This window comes from Acidiphilium sp. 34-64-41, from assembly GCF_002282635.1.
GTDB classification, from domain to species: Bacteria; Pseudomonadota; Alphaproteobacteria; order Acetobacterales; family Acetobacteraceae; genus Acidiphilium; species Acidiphilium rubrum.
Map to the genome: position 1 here is coordinate 1 of NZ_NCJX01000158.1, position 2,883 is coordinate 2,883.

The window sequence follows — 2,883 nt, forward strand, 5'->3', positions numbered from 1 at the left end:
ACCAAAACGACCGTGAGCCAGTTTTTGAAGCCATCATGGGTATGGCACAGGCCTTGAATATTCCAGTCACGGTTGAGGGTGTTGAAACCCCCCGTCAATTGCAATACGTTCGGGATCTCGAATGTGACTTCGTGCAAGGTTATTTGCTCGCGCGACCTATGGACGAAAATGATATATTAAAGTTTATTGCCGGCGGCAACTGTATAACTGACGCGGAAGCAAAAGCGGCTGACAGGCAGGACTGAGAAAGAATCTTCCTCTTGGAGCCTGACGCCGAATGATAGTTGTGTGATTTCAGTACGTTGTGCGTCGGTCTGTTTTTCATAACGAGTGGAAATCCGATGCTTGCCTATCCGGTTGTCACCCAGGGCTGTTCAACCCTCTGAACTGACGGTTCACTGAGTCCGATATGCAACAGGACGTCGGAAATTGAGGCGTCGGGCATTTTGTGGATTCCCGAGTGGATCGATCTGGGATTCGTGGGGAGGTAACCGATTCGGAGGTTACCATGCTGATTCCGGGGTCAATTCGCCCAGCATTCCGAGAGTAACTCGCCCGGTATTCCGGGATTTATTCGCCCACCCATTCCGACGTTAATTCGCCCACCCGTTCCGACTTCAATTCGCCCACCTGGGCGGGTTCGAGGCGGGGCCGGATTGAGGTTGCTGCTGGTTTGTTCAGGTTCACTCCCTTTGGCTGATCAAGGGAGCAGATGAATGCCAGTGGAGCGGATAGCGATGCGCGATGTGCGCGAGATTGTGCGGCTGAGAATGGCGGGTCTATCGACCCGGCAAGTGGGCATCCGGGTTGGGGTCGCGGCATCGACGGTGCGCCTGACGCTGAAGCGGCTGCAGGCGGCGGGACTCGATGGTCCGGGGGCTTTGGCGCTGCCCGAAGCGGCATTGGGAAGTCGGTTGTTTGATGGTGCGGCGGGTAAGCGGCCAGGTCATCGGCGGGTGGATGAGCCGGATTGGACCCAAATCCGCAGGGAACTGCAGCGCAAGCATGTAACGCTGTCGATCTTGTGGGACGAGTATATCGCCGAGCATCCGGACGGGTACCGCTACAGCCGGTTCTGCGAGCTTTACAGAACCTGGGAAGCCCGGTTGCCGGTGACGATGCGTCAGACCCACGCCTCGGGCGAGAAGCTGTTCGTCGACTATGCCGGCGACACGGTGCCGGTGGTGATCGACCGGCTGACCGGTGAGACGCGCGCGGCGCAGATCTTCCTCGCGGTTCTTGGCGCATCGAGCTTCACCTACGCCGAAGCTACCTGGACCCAGACGCTGCCAGACTGGATCGAGGCGCATAACCGGACGTTCGCCGCGATCGGCGGAGTGCCTGCGCTGCTGGTGCCCGACAACGCCAAGGTCGCGATCATCCGGTCCTGCCTCTACGATCCCGAGGTGAACCGGACCTACACCGACATGGTGCGCCATTACGGCACCGCCGTTCTCCCGGCGCGCCCGCGTCGGCCGCGCGACAAGGCGAAGGCCGAGGTGGCGGTTTTGCTGGCGGAGCGATGGCTGCTGGGCAAGCTGCGCAACCGGGTGTTCCACAGCCTTGCCGAGCTGAACGCCGCCATCGGCGAATTCTGCCTCTGGCTGAACGAGCAGCGGATCATCCGCCGTCTGGGTGCAACCCGCCGGCATCTGCTGGAGACCCTCGATCGCCCGGCGCTGAAAGATTTGCCAGCTCAATCTTATGTGCTGGCGCAATGGCGGCGCCGGCGGGTCGGCATCGATTACCACGTCGAGATCAAGAAGCATTTTTACTCGGTCCCGTACCGACACGCTCGCGCCGAGGTCGAGGCCCGGTTCACCGTGCGTACGGTCGAGATCTTCCTGCGCGGCGAACGGATCGCCGTACATGCGCGTGGGTCGGGCAACGGCAAGCACACGACGATCACCGAGCACATGCCCTCCAGCCACAGGCGCCATGGCGACTGGACCATCGCGCGGATCAATCAGGAAGCGGCTCTGCTCGGCCCCTCGGTCGCGACATTCTGCACACTGATCCTCGAACGCCGGCCACATCCCGAGCAGGGATTCCGCGCCTGCATCGGCATCCTGCGCCTGGCCCGCACGGTTGGGGCGGATCGGCTCGACGCCGCGGCCGAGCGCGCGCTCACGATTGGTACCCTGACCTATGGCTCAGTCAAATCCATCCTCGATCACCGGCTCGAACGAGCCGCCGGCGCAGCCAATCCCGATCCCACCCCGATCCGTCACCCCAACATCCGGGGCGGCGGATATTTTCACTGAAGAGAAGGAGACAACTCATGCTGAACCATCCGACCCTCGACCAGATCCATCAGCTCGGCCTTGCGGGCATGGCCCGCGCGTTTACTGAACTGGACACCAATCCCGAGACCCCTGGCCTCAGCCACGGCGAGTGGCTTGGCCTGCTGCTGGACCGCGAGATCACCGCCCGGCGCGATAAGCGTCTCACCACCAGGCTACGTTATGCTCGGCTACGCCACAACGCCACGATCGAGGACGTCGATTACCGGAGCGTCCGCGGCCTTGATCGGGCGCTGTTCCAGAAGCTCATCCAGGGGGACTGGATCGACGCCCACGATAATCTTGTGCTGAGCGGTCCGACCGGTGTGGGCAAATCATGGTTGGCTTGCGCCCTCGGTCATAAAGCTTGCCGCGATGATCGCCCGGCGCTCTATCAGCGCGCGCCAAAGCTGTTCACCGAACTGGCGGTTGCTCGCGCCGAGGGACGCCACGGGCGGATGATCCGTACCCTTGGCGCCGTCAACCTGCTGATCCTCGACGACATGCAGCCCACGGCCGAGACCGTCCAGCGCCCGTCGCGGCACTCCGACCCCAAGAGCTCGAGGCCAGATCCAAGCGCCCATTCTGCATTTTTGAGCAT

3 protein-coding genes are annotated in these 2,883 nt (G+C 61.9%); all 3 read left to right on the plus strand.

Annotation, left to right across the window (positions count from 1 at the left end):
• Window positions 1–245: EAL domain-containing protein (locus B7X49_RS18450; protein WP_286840601.1), on the plus strand; the 245-nt coding region annotated here is incomplete at its 5' end.
• A gap of 492 nt (window positions 246–737) precedes the next feature.
• Window positions 738–2,264: an IS21 family transposase gene (gene istA, locus B7X49_RS18455; RefSeq protein ID WP_265638490.1), complete on the plus strand. Its 1,527-nt coding sequence runs from the start codon at window positions 738–740 to the stop codon at window positions 2,262–2,264.
• A 17-nt stretch (window positions 2,265–2,281) separates the two neighbouring features.
• A partial coding sequence (locus B7X49_RS18460; protein ID WP_286840603.1) for an ATP-binding protein occupies window positions 2,282–2,883 on the plus strand: 602 nt, incomplete at its 3' end.

Excerpts from the sequence above, each read along its gene's own strand:
- istA (WP_265638490.1), top strand. The coding sequence starts at position 738 with ATGCGCGATGTGCGCGAGATTGTGCGGCTGAGAATGGCGGGTCTATCG.